Genomic DNA, 17,020 nt, shown 5'->3' on the forward strand with positions numbered 1-17,020 from the left:
TGCATCTATAAGGGTGGTACCGCGTGAAGCAAGCCTTCTCGTCCCTTTCCAGGGATGAGAAGGCTTTTTTGTATTTTTTTACCAAAACCTGCCAGGGATGAGTCCCTGAAGCGAAAATCGACAGTCAATTTTATCAGTGCCTAAACATAGGAGGAAAAAGAAATGGATTATAAAGATACTTTGCTCATGCCTAAAACAGAATTTCCAATGCGCGGAAATTTACCGAAGCGTGAACCTGAAATGCAGGAAAAATGGGAACAGATGAATATTTATAAAATGGTTCAGGAGCATACAAAAGACCGTCCGCTCTTCATCTTGCACGATGGACCTCCATATGCAAACGGCGATATTCACATGGGCCATGCTCTAAATAAAATCCTTAAGGATTTTATCGTCCGCTACAAATCCATGAGCGGCTACAATGCACCTTACGTTCCCGGCTGGGATACGCATGGTCTTCCAATTGAAACAGCTTTGACAAAAAATAAAAAAGTAAACCGCAAGGAAATGTCTGTTGCCGAATTTCGCAAGCTGTGCGAAGAGTACGCTTGGGATCAGATTAATGGTCAGCGTGAGCAATTTAAACGTCTGGGAGTAAGGGGAGACTGGGACAATCCTTACGTAACCCTTCAGCCTGAGTATGAAGCGCAGCAAATCCTTGTTTTTGGTGAAATGGCTAAAAAAGGATACATCTATAAAGGCAAGAAACCAGTTTACTGGTCTCCATCCAGCGAATCAGCTCTTGCAGAAGCGGAAATTGAATATCAGGATAAAAAATCTCCATCCATCTATGTAGCTTTTGACGTAGCAGATGGAAAAGGCGTGCTAGAAGAGGATGAAAAAATCATCATCTGGACAACAACTCCATGGACCATTCCGGCAAACCTTGGAATCGCTGTCCATCCTGACCTGGAATACAGTGTAGTCCTTGCAAACGGAGCAAAATATGTTGTGGCATCAGAACTGCTCAATGCCGTTGCAAAAGAGCTTGAATGGGAAAATCATGAACTTGTACGCACGGTTAGAGGAAAAGAAATGGAAAGAGTCTCTGCGAAGCATCCGATCTATGGAAGAGAATCCCTTGTTGTTCTCGGCGAACATGTTACGACTGATGCAGGAACAGGCTGTGTTCATACCGCTCCAGGCCATGGGGAGGATGACTTTATCGTAGGCCAGAAATACGGTCTGGATGTTCTATGCCCAGTCGATGAAAAAGGCGTTATGACAAACGAAGCTCCCGGATTTGAAGGTCTGTTTTATGACGAAGCGAATAAGCCAATTACTGAAAAACTTCAGGAAAACGGTGCTCTGCTTAAGCTGCAGTTCTTCACCCACTCCTATCCGCATGATTGGAGAACGAAAAAACCGGTGATTTTTAGAGCAACAGCACAGTGGTTTGCTTCCATTAAAGATTTCCGCAGTGAACTTCTCGATGCTGTGAAAGAAACGAAATGGGTTCCGGCATGGGGCGAAACAAGATTGTTTAACATGGTAAGAGACCGCGGTGACTGGTGTATTTCAAGACAGCGGGCGTGGGGTGTTCCGATTCCTGTGTTCTATGCAGAAAACGGCGAACCGATCATCACGGATGAAACGATCAGCCATGTATCTGATTTGTTCCGCCAGCACGGTTCCAATATCTGGTTTGAGCGTGAAACAAAGGATTTATTGCCTGAAGGATTCAAACATAAAGGAAGCCCGAACGGCAATTTCACACGTGAAACGGATATCATGGACGTATGGTTTGATTCAGGATCTTCTCATCAAGCCGTTCTGCAGGAACGAGATGACCTGCAGCGTCCAGCTGACTTGTACCTTGAGGGATCGGATCAGTACAGAGGCTGGTTTAACTCATCCCTATCCACAGCTGTGGCTGTAACTGGCAAAGCGCCTTATAAAGGGGTATTAAGCCATGGATTCGCTCTTGATGGCCAAGGCCGCAAAATGAGTAAATCTGTAGGGAACGTCGTTGTTCCTTCTAAAGTCATGAACCAGCTCGGCGGAGATATTCTTCGCCTATGGGTAGCTTCTGTTGACTACCAGGCCGATGTCCGGGTATCTGATGCTATTCTAAAGCAAGTGGCTGAAGTATACCGCAAAATCCGCAATACTTTCCGTTTCTTATTAGGAAATCTTGCGGACTTTACTCCAGCGGATGCTGTAGAATGGGAAAACCTTCGGGATGTTGACAGATATATGCTTGTAAAACTCAACAAACTGATTGACAAAGTAAAGAAAGCATATGATGAATATGAATTTGCTGTTATCTATCATGCCGTCCATAACTTCTGCACAATCGAATTGAGCGCATTCTATTTGGATTTTGCTAAAGATGTTCTTTACATCGAGGGCAAAGATCATCCGGACCGACGTGCAATTCAAACCGTTCTGCATCAAACCTTGATGGCTCTGACCAAATTAACTGCGCCAATTCTTCCTCACACTGCCGACGAAGTTTGGGAGCATATCGAGTCAGAAAAAGCAGCAAGCGTTCAGCTTACTGATATGCCTGAAAGCACTGTGATTGAACATGCAGACGTACTTGAAGAGAAATGGGATGCATTCATGGCTCTTCGTGATGACGTGCTAAAAGCGCTTGAAACCGCAAGAAATGAAAAAACAATCGGAAAATCCCTGACGGCTAAAATTACACTTTATCCGGATCAAAAAGCAAAATCCCTGCTTGAATCGGTAGAAGAGGATCTTAAACAGCTCTTTATCGTATCCGGATTTGATTTTGGCGGAGACATGAGCGCTGCACCGGAAAACGCCCAGGAATTCAGCAATGTAAAAATTACAGTTGAAGCAGCAGAAGGAGAAACATGTGAACGCTGCTGGATCGTAACACCAGAGGTAGGGCAAGACGAAAACCACCCAGGTCTTTGTGCCCGCTGTGCTGCCATCGTGGAAAAAGAATATGCATCAAACTGATTGAAGTTTAAAGAGACCCGAATTAGATTCGGGTCTCTTTATCATGCTGTAAAGGGTGGGGAATATTGTGAAGCGAAATTTTACACTCCCTGTTAGTCAGACAAACGAGAAGAAAGCAGACTTGTCAGACAAAATAGTCAGACAAACGAGAAGAAAGCAGACTTGTCAGACAAACCCAATTAAAACTCCCCGCAGTCATACCCGTCCTGCACTCCCAAAAAATCCGTGGAAAAAAATGAACAGGGTGAGGTTCGGCTGAAAGGATAAACTATTTTTACAAACCTTACAGCAGGAGTTGAGCCGCATTGAGCATGGATTTTTTTGCGATAAGAAAAGAGCTTGAATTAATGCGGGAGGAGCTTCAGGAGCGATTGTTTCACCATTCATTTTTTGAAACCGGGAATTCCGAGGTGTTATCCGGAACGATCATGTTTCATGTTAAGGAAGAGCTTCATGATGTGGAGCATGCGCTTAACAAAATGAACAGCGGCTTATATGGCATTTGTGAAGAGACGGGAGCAGTGCTTCCGCTGTCCAGTCTTAAATATCTGCCGACAGCAAGGAGCATTCATGATTTTTCTTATAAGGATCAATACGAAAAAAAGTCGCTTCCTTTTGATTATACAGGAGTCACTGATTACGCTGGCCAAAGCACTGAAGAGATGGTGCATTGAAACCGTTCATTAATCTGAACGGTTTTTTTCGCTATTCCTTACTCTTTTCAACTTTTTGTGATAAAATTCAATGTATCTAATTTGAATGGTTGGGGGAACGTACGTGCGTTTAGTGAGCTACATACTTGCGATTGCTGTTATTTGTTTGGATCAGCTGACGAAATGGCTGGTTGTTCAAAATTTGGAAATTGGAGATAGCATACCTGTCATAGAAAATTTCTTTTACATCACGTCCCATCGGAATGAAGGGGCGGCCTGGGGGATTCTTCAAGGCCAGATGTGGTTCTTCTATATTGTAACGCTTGTAGTGATTGTTGCGATTGTGTATTATATCCAAAAATTCGCAGCGAAAGCGGGCTTGCTGGGTGCTGCTTTAGGATTGATGCTTGGCGGAGCCATCGGGAATTTTATTGACCGTGTTCTTCACCAGGAGGTTGTTGATTTTGTTCAAACCTTTATCTTCTCGTACAATTTCCCAATTTTCAATATTGCAGACTCTTCGCTTTGCATAGGGGTCGCACTGCTGTTTATTCAAATGGTGATTGACAGTAAAAATGAGAAAAAAGAGGGGCAAATCTTGTAATGGACATCCATGAATATACGATCGTAACTGAACATGCCGGTGACAGGCTGGATAAAACTCTGTCAGCTTTAAATCAGGATTGGTCCCGTACTCAGATTCAGTCGCTTATGAAGAGCGGACTGGTTCTTGTTAATGGCAATGCTGTAAAAACAAATTATAAAGGCGTGGAAGGCGATCTTGTAACGGTTGAAATTCCTGAGCCTGAAGAATTAAATATCCAGGCTGAAGAAATGGATTTGGAAATTTTTTATGAAGACAGTGATGTGCTTGTTGTGAATAAACCGAAGGGCATGGTTGTTCACCCCGCACCGGGTCATCTGACCGGAACACTGGTTAATGGCTTAATGGCGCATTGTAAAGATTTGTCAGGTATTAACGGGGTGCTAAGACCGGGAATCGTCCATCGAATCGACAAGGATACGTCCGGACTGCTCATGGTTGCCAAAAATGACCTGGCACATGAATCCCTTGTCACCCAGCTGGTTGAAAAAACCGTAACAAGAAGGTATAAAGCGCTCGTTCATGGAAACATTTCCCATGATCAAGGGACAGTAGATGCCCCGATCGGCCGTGATAAACAAGAACGCCAAAGTATGACGGTAACGCGTGAAAACAGCCGCGATGCGGTTACTCACTTTAAAGTACTGGAACGATTCAAAGATTTCACTTTTATCGAGTGCCAGCTTGAAACAGGAAGAACTCATCAAATCCGCGTGCACATGAAATATATCGGCTACCCGCTGGCGGGAGACCCGAAATACGGGCCGAGAAAAACTCTTTCTATTGGGGGACAGGCTCTTCATGCGGGAATCCTTGGCTTCGTCCATCCCCGGTCTGGCGAATATATGGAATTTGAAGCACCCTTACCCGGGTACTTCAGTCAGCTTTTAACGCAAATTGATAAATAAGCATTGACAGTAAGCTATGCATTTGACATAATATCTATTAGTTGAATAGCACCTTTAAGAACAGTCCTGTGAGGCTGGGAAGGGTACGGCAAATGTAATGAAACAAGGAATTTCTATGCCCTCTTATCCCAGCAGGATAGGAGGGCTTTATTTTTGCCCTAAATGAAGGGAGGCAGGTAATAATGTCAAAAAAAGCAGTCGTATTGGATGAACAGGCAATCAGGAGGGCGTTAACTCGAATTGCCCATGAAATTATTGAACGCAACAAAGGAATTGATGACTGCCTGCTAATCGGGATTAAAACAAGGGGAATATATATTGCAAACAGGCTAGCAGATAAGATTCGCCAGATTGAAGGCAAGGATATACCAATCGGCGAACTTGATATTACTCTTTACCGGGATGACTTGACGAAGAAAACAAGCAGTCAGGAGCCGCTTGTCAGGGGATCGGATATTCCGCAGTCCATTCATGATAAGAAGGTCATTCTTGTTGATGATGTGCTGTATACGGGCAGAACCGTCCGTGCAGCCATGGATGCCCTGGTTGATATAGGCCGTCCGGCTGCGATTCAGCTTGCGGTTCTTGTGGACAGGGGCCATCGCGAGCTTCCCATTCGAGCTGACTTTGTCGGGAAAAACATTCCGACTTCAAGTTTAGAGAAGATTGTCGTTGAGATGGCAGAAGTTGATGAGTTCGATCAGGTCTCCATTTTTGAAAAAAATAGCTAATTCTTTTTAAGGCAGTCCTGTGAGACCGCAAAGAGAATCGGAAAAGAGATGTTCCCCAATAAGGGCTGCATGTCTTTCTGTGTACCTCTTTGCTCTCAGGCAAAGAGGTTTTTTAAATAGGAGGGAAAATCATGAAAGAAAACGAAAAAATAGTTCTTGATATACTCGATAAACCAAAACCGGCCACTTGGCTGACTCTAAGCTTTCAGCATTTGTTTGCGATGTTTGGAGCCACCATCCTGGTTCCATTCCTTGTAAAAATGGATCCAGCCGTCGCACTGATTTCAAGCGGTGTTGGAACCTTGATCTTCCTGCTGATTACAAAATTTCAAGTTCCAGCTTATCTTGGATCTTCCTTTGCCTTTATTGCACCTCTCATATCGGCTCAAGCCGGGGGGGGACCTGGAGCAGCAATGGTGGGCAGTATGCTTGCCGGAGCTGTTTATGCGATTGTCGCCTTAATCATCAAAGGGACGGGGCACCGCTGGATTTTAAGATTGCTTCCGCCGGTGGTCGTCGGTCCGGTGATCATCGTAATCGGCCTGGGCCTTGCGGGGACAGCGGTCGGTATGGCCACTAATAACCCGGCAGGCGAGTATAGTCTGCTTCACTTCTCAGCCGCTCTCATTACACTCGCTGTTACCATTATTTGCTCGATTTACTTTAAAGGATTTTTCAATCTGATTCCGGTGCTGATCGGAATTTTCACTGGATACTTATATGCACTGGCAATCGGCATTGTAGATTTCAGCAAAGTGGCACAGGCAAGCTGGCTGCAGGCTCCGAATTTTACCATTCCATTTGTGGATTATCAGCCGCAGTTTTCATGGCAGATTCTTCTGCTGATGGCGCCTGTTGCTCTAGTCACGCTTTCTGAACATATTGGACATCAAATGGTCCTTAGCAACGTAGTAGGAAAAGATTTGGTGGAGAAGCCAGGGCTGCACAGATCAATCATGGGAGATGGTCTGGCTACCTTTGCCGCCGCCCTGATTGGAGGACCTCCGAACACGACATATGGTGAAAATATCGGAGTTTTGGCGATTACGAGGGTTTACAGCGTATATGTTCTCGGAGGTGCGGCTGTCCTTGCCATTACGTTCGGGTTTATCGGTAAAATTTCAGCCCTGATCAGTTCAATTCCCACTCCCGTTATGGGGGGCGTTTCCATCCTGCTTTTCGGAATTATCGCTTCATCCGGGCTGCGCATGCTGGTTGACAGCCAAATTGATCTGGGAGACAAACGGAATTTAATTATATCTTCTGTCATCCTTGTAATTGGAATCGGTGGAGCAGTAATAAAAATCGGCCAGAACTTTGAGCTTCACGGTATGGCGCTTGCGGCCATTATCGGTGTCGTCCTTAACATGGTTTTGCCTGGCAGAGAGCCTGACGCAGAAAACCTATTTGAAAACGAGACGGAAAAGAAATCGGCTGTCTCCTAATATCCTGCCTTTTAAAGAAAGTCCAGAGAGACTTGAAAGGGTGTAAAGAAAGGCCGGCGGGCCCTTCTGCTTTCCTGCACCCTGAACTGGATCGTTCAGGGTGTTTTTATTAGGTCCTCTCTAACAGATGGTTGTTTGAACTGGGTTCTTTAGCCGCAACTTTATAGAAACGGGAATTAAAACAGGATCTAACGATAAGGGAGGATTGAAAGATGAAGCATCTTTTAACCATGTCAGAGCTCGCAATTGATGAAATCAATGAAATTATTCATAAAGCTAAGTGCATGAAAACGGGGAATTTACCTGTGCTGAAAGAAGAATCCCTGTTTGCCGCAAACTTGTTTTTTGAACCGAGTACGAGAACCCGGTTCAGTTTTGAAGTAGCAGAAAAAAGACTGGGTCTTCAAGTGCTGAACTTCCAGGCAGAAAGCTCTAGTGTTCAAAAAGGAGAGACTCTTTACGACACAGTCCGGACTCTTGAGGCGATCGGAGCGGATGCAGTGATTATCAGACATCCGATGGACCGTTATTTTGAAAGCTTGAAAGACCGGATCGGCATTCCCATTCTGAACGCGGGGGACGGATGCGGAAATCATCCGACTCAGTCCCTGCTCGATCTGATGACTATCCATGAAGAGTTCGGAAGATTTAAAGGATTAACCGTCAGCATCCATGGAGATATCCGCCATAGCCGGGTGGCGCGGTCGAATGCCGAAACACTTGCGAGGCTTGGAGCTAATGTTCTTTTCTCAGGCCCGCCGGAATGGCAGGATCCGCAAAATGCGTACGGACGCTGCACCTCTGCAGATGAGGCGATTGAGGAATCGGATGTTGTGATGCTCCTTAGAATCCAGCATGAGCGTCATGCAGCCTCCGCCGCGGCCGATACTCGATCCTACCTGGATAGATACGGCTTAACAGCTGAAAGAGAAAAAAGAATGAAGGATCACGGAATCATTATGCATCCAGCCCCTATTAACCGGGGTGTTGAAATAGAAAGCAGTCTGGTGGAGTGCAGCCGCTCCAGGATTTTTAAACAGATGGAAAACGGAGTATATGTAAGGATGGCCGTTCTTGAAAGAGCGCTTGAATCCAAAATGCTGAAAAGAGGAGAGGATCACCATGTCTTATATTCTTAAACAGGCAAACATGTTTAACAGCGAAGGCCAATTTCATATACAGGATGTTCTAATTGAAGAAGGAAAGATTGCAAAAATAGCTGATTCCATTCAAATGGATGGGAAAGAAACGATCGATGCTTCCGGTCATATAGTGTCAGCGGGCTTTGTTGATGTACACGTTCATTTGAGAGAGCCGGGAGGAGAGCACAAAGAAACGATTGAGACAGGAACAAAAGCAGCGGCAAAAGGCGGTTTTACAACGATAGCTGCGATGCCCAATACTCGCCCCGTACCTGATCATAAAGAACAAATGGAAGCTTTGATGGAGAAAATCCGCGAGAATGCAACTGTAAGAGTTCTGCCTTACGCATCAATTACTGAAAGACAGGCTGGAAAAAAATTAACCAGCTTTACAGAATTAAAAGCAGCAGGCGCTTTTGCCCTGACTGATGACGGCGTAGGAGTTCAGGAAGCAGGAATGATGCTGCAGGCGATGAAAGAGGCGGCTGCAGCTGGGATGAGCATTGTAGCACACTGTGAAGACAATTCACTCATTAATAAAGGATCTGTTCATGAAGGCATTTTTTCCGAAAAATTTCAGATAAACGGAATTCCATCCGTTTGTGAATCTGTACATATTGCAAGAGATATTCTGCTCGCTGAAGCAGCAGGCTGCCATTATCACGTATGCCATATCAGCACGAAGGAATCTGTGCGCACGGTGAGAGACGCGAAGAGGGCCGGCATTAATGTAACGGCAGAGGTAACGCCTCATCATTTAATTTTATGCGATGAAGATATTCCGGGTCTTGATCCGAATTTCAAAATGAATCCGCCGCTTAGGGGGAAAGAGGATCGCCAGGCCCTGATTGAAGGTCTGCTGGAGGGCACGATTGATTTTATTGCGACAGACCATGCTCCTCATACAGCTGAAGAAAAAGCGGAAGGAATGAAGCTCGCCCCCTTCGGAATTACAGGATTGGAAACGGCGTTCCCGCTCCTTTATACCAACCTTGTGAAAACGGGAATGGCAACGCTCCAACAGCTTTTGAACTGGCTCACCATCCTGCCGTCAGAAACGTTCGGATTGCCTTATGGCACCTTGAAGGAGGGGGCTCCTGCGGATCTGGTGATGATTAACATCTCTGACGAACGGCAAATTGATCCTGAAACCTTTGTTTCAAAGGGGAAAAATACACCATTTGCAGGATGGAGCTGCACAGGATGGCCGGTTCTGACCATTGCAAATGGAAACTTGGTATTCGATGAAAGGGGAGTCCGGGCATGAAGCGATTGCTTATACTTGAAGATGGAACGGTTTTTACAGGAAAAGGCTTTGGAAGCGAACGGGAATCAATTGGAGAAATCGTGTTCAACACCGGAATGACCGGTTATCAGGAGATTCTGTCTGACCCATCCTATTGCGGTCAGATTGTAACGATGACCTACCCCCTGATTGGTAATTACGGAATCAACCGAGATGATTTTGAAACCATTACTCCATTTACCGGAGGATTCATTGTGAAAGAGCATGCGGTCCATCCGTCTAACTGGAGAAGCGAATATTCGCTTGATGAATACTTGAAGATGAAAAATATTCCCGGCCTTTCCGGAATTGATACAAGAAAGCTGACAAGAATCATCCGCAGTCACGGCACACTGAAAGGCGCGCTTTGCTCAGGCGAATCCGATCCTCAAGCAATTTTAGAGAAGCTAAGAGCTGTACGCCTCCCCGTGAACCAGGTGGAAAGAGTATCAGCGAAAACGCCTTACGCAAGCCCGGGCAGAGGAAGAAGAGTCGTGCTTGTCGATTATGGCATGAAGCACGGCATCTTAAGAGAATTGAACAAAAGGCATTGCGATGTGGTGGTTGTGCCATTTGATGCATCTGCAGAAGAGATCCTTCAGCTGAATCCAGATGGCCTTATGCTTTCAAACGGCCCTGGTGATCCAAAGGATGTACCGGAAGGCATTGAAATGATCAGGGGTGTTCTGGGGAAAGTCCCTTTATTCGGAATTTGCCTCGGTCATCAGCTTTTTGCTCTGGCATGCGGAGCGGATACCGAAAAAATGAAATTCGGACACAGGGGCTCCAATCACCCGGTAAAGGATCTGGAAACCGGTAAAGTAGCCATCACTTCTCAAAACCATGGCTACACAGTCAGAGAAAGTTCACTCGGACAAACGGAATTATCTGTTACTCATATAGCTTTAAACGACCGCACAATTGAAGGCTTGAAGCATAATCAGCACGCTGCCTTTACGGTGCAGTATCACCCGGAGGCATCACCGGGACCAGAAGATGCGAACGGGTTGTTTGACCAATTCATGGAACTGATTGAAACTGCAGGAAAGGCAGGGAACAAACTATGCCAAAACGTGTAGATATTAAAAAAATACTTGTGATCGGTTCTGGACCGATTGTCATTGGACAGGCAGCAGAATTTGACTATGCAGGCACTCAGGCGTGCATCGCCCTTAAAGAAGAAGGCTATGAAGTGGTTCTCGTCAACTCTAATCCTGCTACAATCATGACAGATACGGAAATCGCCGATCAGGTTTATATCGAACCTTTGACAGCAGAATTCGTCAGCAACATCATCCGCAAGGAAAGACCGGATGCCCTCGTGCCGACGCTTGGCGGGCAGACTGGACTGAATCTAGCGGTTGAACTGGCTGAGTCAGGTGTTCTGGAAGAGTGCGGCGTGGAAATACTCGGAACGAGTCTTGAGGCCATTCAAAAGGCAGAGGACCGTGACCTGTTCCGCAGATTAATGAATGAGCTGAACGAGCCGGTCCCGGATAGTGAAATCGTTCATACGGTTGATGAGGCCTTCGCATTTGCTGAAGTAATAGGATATCCGATTATCGTCCGCCCTGCATTTACCCTTGGCGGCACAGGCGGGGGCATTTGCAGCAATGATGAAGAACTGGCTGAGATCGTAGCCTACGGGTTAAAGGCAAGTCCAGTTACCCAATGCCTTCTTGAAAAAAGCATCGCAGGCTTTAAGGAAATCGAATATGAAGTAATGAGGGACAGCGGAGACCATGCTATCGTCGTCTGTAACATGGAGAACTTTGATCCTGTCGGAATCCACACTGGGGACAGTATAGTAGTGGCGCCTTCACAGACGCTAAGCGACCGGGAATATCAGCTGTTAAGAAATGTCTCGCTTAAAATTATCAGGGCCCTTGGAATAGAAGGCGGCTGCAACGTTCAGCTCGCACTCGATCCAGACAGCTTTCAATATTACATTATCGAAGTCAACCCGAGGGTAAGCCGGTCATCTGCTCTTGCTTCTAAGGCGACAGGCTATCCGATTGCGAAACTGGCAGCGAAAATCGCCGTGGGTCTTACACTCGATGAAATGATGAACCCGGTTACCGGTAAAACTTACGCCTGCTTTGAACCGGCATTGGATTATATCGTTACGAAGATTCCGCGCTGGCCATTTGATAAATTCGAATCTGCCAACAGATGGCTCGGTACGCAAATGAAGGCTACAGGTGAAGTAATGGCGATCGGGAGAACATTCGAAGAATCGCTGCTGAAGGCCGTCCGTTCACTCGAAGCAGATGTCCATCATCTTGAATTGAAGAGTGCAGCAGAGCTTGACGACCTTCATATCGAAAAAAGAATCCGCAAAGCGGGAGATGAGCGTCTTTTTTATCTCGCCGAAGCACTGCGGAGGGGAGTTTCAGCAGAAACACTGCACGAGTGGAGCAGGATTGATTTATTTTTCCTTAATAAGCTAACCGGAATTATTGCTCTCGAAAAGCATATAGCGAACCACCCATATGATTTAGAGATTCTTTACGAAGCCAAAGCAAATGGCTTCTCTGATCTGGCGATAGCAAATTTATGGTCATCCGATGAAAGAGAAATCTATGAGCTCAGAAAACAATCGGGACTTCTCCCTGTTTATAAAATGGTGGACACGTGTGCAGCGGAATTTGAATCGTCCACACCGTATTTCTACGGTACGTATGAAGATGAAAATGAGTCAGCTGTTACATCGAAGGAGAGCGTTCTTGTTCTTGGCTCCGGTCCGATCCGCATCGGTCAGGGAGTAGAGTTTGATTATGCGACAGTTCACTCCGTATGGGCGATAAAAGAGGCTGGGTATGAGGCAATTATTATTAACAATAATCCAGAGACAGTTTCAACAGATTTCAGCATCTCAGATAAGCTTTACTTCGAGCCGCTCACTGCAGAAGATGTCATGCATGTAATTGAACTTGAAAAACCAATCGGCGTGGTCGTGCAGTTTGGCGGCCAGACTGCCATTAATCTCGCGGATGAGCTATCTGCCCGCGGTGTTGAAATTCTTGGAACCTCATTGGAAGACCTGGATCGGGCGGAAAACCGGGACAAGTTTGAGCAAACAATCAATACACTTGGGATTCCTCAGCCCCTTGGAAAAACAGCTGTATCGGCAAGTGAAGCAGCGGTTATTGCGCATGACATTGGCTACCCCGTTCTTGTCCGGCCTTCCTATGTATTAGGGGGACGAGCGATGGAAATTGTCTATCGGGAGGAAGAATTGCTTCATTACATGGAGAATGCGGTGAAAGTAAATCCAGCTCATCCCGTCCTGATTGATAAATACTTAACGGGCAAGGAAATTGAAGTGGATGCGATCTCTGACGGGGAGACGATTGTGATACCGGGGATTATGGAGCATATTGAAAGAGCCGGTGTCCATTCCGGAGACTCGATTGCGGTATATCCGCCTCAAACCCTTTCGGATGACTGCAAAACCAAAATCATTGAGCATACGATCGCTCTCGCGAAAGGACTGAATATCTCCGGACTCCTGAATATCCAGTTTGTTATTTATAAAGATGATGTGTTCGTCCTGGAAGTAAACCCAAGGTCAAGCAGGACGGTCCCGTTTTTAAGCAAAATTACCGGTGTTCCAATGGCGAACCTTGCAACGAAGGTGGTTTTGGGGCACAAGCTAAAAGACATGGGGTATGAAACCGGCTTGATAGAAGAGAAGGCTGGTGTATATGTAAAAGTTCCTGTATTCTCTTTTGCGAAACTAAGGATGGTCGACATTACCCTGGGACCTGAAATGAAATCCACTGGGGAAGTAATGGGCAAAGATGTCACCCTTGAAAAGGCTTTGTATAAGGGTTTGGTTGCATCCGGGATTCAAATTCATAAATATGGATCTGTTCTTCTGACCGTAGCGGATAAAGACAAAACGGAAGGGCTGGAAATCGCAAGACGCTTTAACCGAATCGGCTACCAGATCCTCGCGACAAGCGGCACAGCTGAATACCTGAGGGAAGCGGGCATCCCTTCAAAAATAGTCAATAAAATCAGTGAGCAGCCCAATCTTCTGGATGTGATCCGGAACGGAGAAGCCCAATTTGTCATCAACACGTTGACAAGAGGAAAACAGCCGGCAAGAGACGGTTTCAAAATCCGCCGTGAATCCGTTGAAAATGGTGTACCATGCCTGACATCACTTGATACAGCTAAAGCGATATTAAGGGTTCTAGAATCGATGAGTTTTTCGACTGAAGCCATGCAGGAGCTGAATCCCAGACGGGAGGCTGTTCATTCATGATCGGAAAAGAAGACATGCAGATTGTCTCGCATAAAGAAATTGCAAAGGATATTTTCGAACTTGTCTTGCAGGGAGAATTGACCCGGCAAATGACGAAGCCCGGCCAGTTTGTCCATGTAAAAGTATCGGAAACATTTGTCCCGCTGCTTAGAAGACCGATCAGCATTGCCAGAATCAGCCGGGAGGACAGGACATTTACCATCATCTACAGAAAAAGCGGGGAAGGCACGGCACTTCTTTCTTCCAAAAAACCTGGAGAAAAGGCAGACATAATCGGTCCGCTCGGAAACGGGTTTCCTATTGACAGTTCTTTAAAAGGGAAAAAGGTTTTGCTTACAGGAGGCGGCATCGGCGTTCCTCCCCTTTATGAACTTTCGCGCCAGCTGAAAGCCATAGGAGCGGTGCCTGTCCATGTATTGGGCTTTGAAAACATAGAGGCGTCCTTCTATAAAGAAGAGTTTGCCAGACTTGGAGATACCTATTTTTCCACAACGGATGGCAGCTTGGGAGTGAAAGGATTCGTAACAGATGCCATCAGCTATCATGAAATTGAGTTTGACAGTTTATACGCCTGCGGCCCGACTCCAATGCTAAAGGCGCTTGAAACCAGGTATACCGAAAGGGAAGTATACCTTTCCCTTGAAGAGAGAATGGGCTGCGGGATAGGAGCTTGCTTTGCCTGTGTGTGCCACATTCCAAATGATCCAGCCGGCTACAAAAAAGTATGCAGCGACGGGCCGGTATTCAGAGCGGGCGAGGTGGTGCTTTCATGCTGAACATAACACTTCCGGGATTAACGCTGAAAAATCCGGTCATGCCTGCTTCCGGATGCTTCGGATTCGGTAAGGAGTTCTCCAATCTATATGACTTGAACAAGCTCGGTGCCATTATGATAAAAGCAGCTACACCTGAAGCAAGATTCGGCAACGAAACACCGCGTGTGGCGGAGACGCCCGGCGGGATGCTGAACGCGATCGGACTTCAAAATCCTGGACTATCGGGAGTGATCCAAACCGAGCTGCCAAGGCTTGAATCCTTTGATGTACCGATCATTGCCAATGTAGCAGGATCAAGCATTGAGGATTATATGGAAGTAGCGGAAAGAATCAGCCAGGCACCAAATGTAGCGGCACTGGAATTGAATATTTCCTGTCCGAATGTAAAAACAGGGGGCATAGCATTCGGTACGGATCCTAAAATGGCAGCTGACTTGACCGAGGCAGTAAAACGTGTTTCCAGCGTGCCTGTGTATGTCAAGCTTTCTCCGAATGTTACGAGTATTTCTGAGATTGCGATCGCAGTGGAACAGGCTGGAGCAGACGGGTTAACAATGATTAACACTCTTCTTGGAATGCGGCTTGACCTGAAAACCGGAAGACCCGTTTTAGCTAATAAAACGGGGGGGCTTTCAGGTCCTGCTATCAAGCCGGTGGCAATCCGGATGATTCATGAGGTCAGCCGTGCTGTATCCATCCCAATCATCGGAATGGGCGGCATCCAGTCAGCAGAGGATGTATTAGAGTTTTTATATGCCGGTGCAAGTGCGGTTGCTGTTGGAACGGCGAACTTTGTCAATCCGTTTATCTGTTCAGAAATCATTGATGAACTTCCTGAAATGCTGAGCAAATATGGTTTCAGCCATGTTCGGGAGTGTATAGGAAGGAGTCATGAGGATGCACCGAAACCCGATTATCATCGCGCTTGATTTTGAAAATAAAGGAGAAGCCGCCCGCTTTTTGAAGGGAATGGGCAGTGAAAAGCTGTATGTGAAAACCGGAATGGAGCTTTTTTACAAGGAAGGTCCAGCTGTGATTGAATGGCTGAAGGAGGAAGGTCATCAAGTCTTTTTGGATTTAAAGCTTCATGATATTCCGAATACCGTAAAGAGAGCAATGAAGGTACTTGCCTCGCTTCAGCCGGACATGATCAATGTCCACGCAGCAGGAGGACGCGCAATGATGGAGGCGGCGATGGAAGGCTTGATCTCAGGGACTCCTGCAGGACAGAAGCGGCCGCATTTAATCGGGGTTACTCAGCTTACCAGTACGTCGCAAAAGGTATTGAATGAGGAGCTCCTCATTGAGAAGGAAATGAACGAGGCAGTGCATCATTATGCAGCAAATGCTAAGCAATCCGGACTGGATGGTATTGTATGCAGCGTATGGGAATCCAAACAGGTCAAGAAGGCATTTGGCCCGGATTTTATGACTGTTACGCCTGGGATCCGGCTGGCAGGCGATGCGGCTCTGGATCAGTCAAGAGTCGCAACACCAGAAATGGCGCGCAGTGAAAAATCTACCTATTTTGTTGCCGGAAGAAGCATTACTCAAAAAGAACATCCGCTGAATGCATATAAAAAGATGCAAATGGACTGGGAGGGTGTAAAGATATGAAAGAGAAAATTGCAAAGTCACTGCTTGAAATAGGGGCGGTCACACTGAAGCCAAACGAGCCGTTTACATGGTCAAGCGGCATGCTTTCCCCTATTTACTGCGATAATCGTTTAACTCTGTCTTTTCCGGAAATACGCAGTGAGATTGCAAAAGGTCTGTCACGTCTGATCCAGATGAATTATCCGGATGCAACGCTGATTGCTGGAACGGCAACGGCTGGGATTGCCCATGCAGCGCTTGTCAGTGATATTCTCGGACTGCCGATGTGCTATGTGCGAGGAAGTGCCAAAGGACACGGCAAAGGAAACATGATTGAGGGAAGAGCTGGAGAGAACGACCGGGCAGTAGTCATTGAAGACCTGATTTCAACCGGCGGAAGCTCCATTCATACCGTCAAAGCGCTCCGTGAAGCAGGAGCGGATGTATTGGGTGTTGCTGCTATTTTCACCTATGAGTTTGACGCAGCCGATCAGAACTTCAGCGAAGAGCTGATTTCATACCGGACACTGACAGACTATTCGACTCTCATTCAGATCGCCAGGCAGGAAAACCGTATTAAAGAAAAGGATCTTAAAAAGCTTGAGCTATGGAGAAAGAATCCTTCCTCCATTGAATGGAGAGCGGAAACCTCTGTCTGAATAGAAAGATTTGTCTT

Annotated in this window: 14 protein-coding genes and 1 other annotated feature (1 of these 15 running past the window's edge); all 14 genes read left to right on the top strand. The window is 46.2% G+C overall.

Annotation, left to right across the window (positions count from 1 at the left end; genetic code table 11):
• Positions 1-49, top strand: a binding site (T-box leader) (it extends 175 nt beyond the left edge of the window).
• Between the two features lie 113 nt (positions 50-162).
• The 14 genes from ileS to pyrE all read left to right on the top strand — a co-directional run bounded on the left by ileS (position 163) and on the right by pyrE (position 17,003).
• Positions 163-2,931 (top strand): isoleucine--tRNA ligase, encoded by a 2,769-nt coding sequence (gene ileS / locus J9317_RS09010; protein WP_211557993.1) that lies wholly within the window; start codon positions 163-165, stop codon positions 2,929-2,931.
• A gap of 311 nt (positions 2,932-3,242) precedes the next feature.
• Positions 3,243-3,605 carry a TraR/DksA C4-type zinc finger protein gene (locus J9317_RS09015; RefSeq protein ID WP_211562247.1) on the top strand — a complete coding sequence of 121 codons (363 nt, stop codon included), beginning with the start codon at positions 3,243-3,245 and terminating at the stop codon, positions 3,603-3,605.
• A gap of 103 nt (positions 3,606-3,708) precedes the next feature.
• Positions 3,709-4,188 (top strand): signal peptidase II, encoded by a 480-nt coding sequence (gene lspA / locus J9317_RS09020; RefSeq protein WP_347880520.1) that lies wholly within the window; start codon positions 3,709-3,711, stop codon positions 4,186-4,188.
• Positions 4,188-5,096 carry an RluA family pseudouridine synthase gene (locus tag J9317_RS09025; RefSeq protein ID WP_211557995.1) on the top strand — a complete coding sequence of 303 codons (909 nt, stop codon included), beginning with the start codon at positions 4,188-4,190 and terminating at the stop codon, positions 5,094-5,096. The genes lspA and J9317_RS09025 overlap by 1 nt, the downstream gene beginning before the upstream one ends.
• A 182-nt stretch (positions 5,097-5,278) precedes the next feature.
• Positions 5,279-5,827, top strand: a complete 549-nt coding sequence (pyrR, locus tag J9317_RS09030) for a bifunctional pyr operon transcriptional regulator/uracil phosphoribosyltransferase PyrR (protein ID WP_211557996.1) — start codon at positions 5,279-5,281, stop codon at positions 5,825-5,827.
• Positions 5,828-5,958: 131 nt separating this feature from the next.
• Complete coding sequence (locus tag J9317_RS09035; RefSeq protein ID WP_211557997.1) at positions 5,959-7,272, top strand: solute carrier family 23 protein; 1,314 nt, start codon at positions 5,959-5,961, stop codon at positions 7,270-7,272.
• 212 nt (positions 7,273-7,484) lie between these two features.
• Positions 7,485-8,411: an aspartate carbamoyltransferase catalytic subunit gene (locus tag J9317_RS09040; RefSeq protein ID WP_211557998.1), complete on the top strand. Its 927-nt coding sequence runs from the start codon at positions 7,485-7,487 to the stop codon at positions 8,409-8,411.
• Positions 8,395-9,681 (top strand): dihydroorotase, encoded by a 1,287-nt coding sequence (pyrC, locus tag J9317_RS09045; protein WP_211558000.1) that lies wholly within the window; start codon positions 8,395-8,397, stop codon positions 9,679-9,681. Before J9317_RS09040 ends, pyrC begins: the two co-directional genes overlap by 17 nt.
• Positions 9,678-10,778: a carbamoyl phosphate synthase small subunit gene (locus tag J9317_RS09050; protein ID WP_211558002.1), complete on the top strand. Its 1,101-nt coding sequence runs from the start codon at positions 9,678-9,680 to the stop codon at positions 10,776-10,778. The genes pyrC and J9317_RS09050 overlap by 4 nt, the downstream gene beginning before the upstream one ends.
• Positions 10,763-13,972: a carbamoyl-phosphate synthase large subunit gene (carB, locus tag J9317_RS09055; protein WP_211558004.1), complete on the top strand. Its 3,210-nt coding sequence runs from the start codon at positions 10,763-10,765 to the stop codon at positions 13,970-13,972. The genes J9317_RS09050 and carB overlap by 16 nt, the downstream gene beginning before the upstream one ends.
• Positions 13,969-14,748, top strand: coding sequence for a dihydroorotate dehydrogenase electron transfer subunit (locus J9317_RS09060; RefSeq protein WP_211558006.1), 780 nt, complete (start codon positions 13,969-13,971; stop codon positions 14,746-14,748). The genes carB and J9317_RS09060 overlap by 4 nt, the downstream gene beginning before the upstream one ends.
• A complete protein-coding gene (locus J9317_RS09065) occupies positions 14,742-15,677 on the top strand; it encodes a dihydroorotate dehydrogenase (protein WP_211558008.1) in 936 nt (311 codons plus the stop codon). Before J9317_RS09060 ends, J9317_RS09065 begins: the two co-directional genes overlap by 7 nt.
• Positions 15,646-16,365, top strand: coding sequence for an orotidine-5'-phosphate decarboxylase (pyrF, locus tag J9317_RS09070; protein WP_211558010.1), 720 nt, complete (start codon positions 15,646-15,648; stop codon positions 16,363-16,365). Before J9317_RS09065 ends, pyrF begins: the two co-directional genes overlap by 32 nt.
• Positions 16,362-17,003: an orotate phosphoribosyltransferase gene (gene pyrE, locus J9317_RS09075; protein ID WP_211558012.1), complete on the top strand. Its 642-nt coding sequence runs from the start codon at positions 16,362-16,364 to the stop codon at positions 17,001-17,003. Before pyrF ends, pyrE begins: the two co-directional genes overlap by 4 nt.
• The last annotated feature ends 17 nt before the right edge of the window (positions 17,004-17,020 follow it).

Origin of the sequence: Metabacillus flavus (assembly GCF_018283675.1) — a bacterium.
GTDB classification, from domain to species: domain Bacteria; phylum Bacillota; class Bacilli; order Bacillales; family Bacillaceae; genus Metabacillus_B; species Metabacillus_B flavus.